The sequence below is a fragment of the Bradyrhizobium nivariense genome, from assembly GCF_029846695.2.
Lineage (GTDB): Bacteria > Pseudomonadota > Alphaproteobacteria > Rhizobiales > Xanthobacteraceae > Bradyrhizobium.
The window spans coordinates 1-601 of record NZ_JARWCR020000222.1 but is presented as its reverse complement, the minus strand read 5'-3'; the positions used below and the strand labels follow the sequence as shown (position 1 = coordinate 601).

Below are 601 nucleotides of genomic sequence, written 5' to 3'. Positions count from 1 at the left end.
ACGTAGCGCTTCGCCGACAGATCGCGCTTCTGCCACGCGGTGTGCTCGTCGCGCCAGCCATCCTTCAGCCGACCGATGGCGGAGGCCGACAACCCGGCAGCATCCTTGCCGAGCAGCGCAGCCAGCGCCTCCGAGAAGTCGCCAGTCGAGATACCCTTCAGGTAAAGGATCGGCAGCAGCGTCTCGATCGACTTAGACCGGCGCATGTAGGGCGGCAGGATCGACGGAGAGAACCGGATGCGGTCGGGATCGGTGGCGTCCGCCTCGCGATCACGCACACGTGGCTGGCGGACAGCGACCGGACCGATACCGGTCATCACCTCGCGCTCCGGCAGGTGACCGTGGCGGACGACGCGCTGGTGGCCGTCCGCGGTCTTCAAATCGGCATGCTGGCCGAGAAAGTCTGCGACCTCGGCTTCGACCGCCTTGGCGAGAAGGGCACGTGCCCCGCTGCGCAAGACTTCTGTGAGTTGGTCGTCGAAGATTCCTGGCTGAATCAGCTGGATGACGTTATCGTTGGACACGGCATATCGCTCCTTCGGTGGAGAAGTGGAGGCGTCAAGCACCCCCACGATATGCCGCCTTCCCGATTCCCGCCGTC

1 protein-coding gene is annotated in these 601 nt (G+C 64.9%); it reads right to left on the bottom strand.

Annotation, left to right across the window (positions count from 1 at the left end; all coding sequences use genetic code 11):
* The coding region (locus QCM77_RS46035) for a transposase (protein WP_280097157.1) at positions 1–524 on the bottom strand (524 nt) is incomplete at its 3' end.
* Between the last annotated feature and the right edge of the window lie 77 nt (positions 525–601).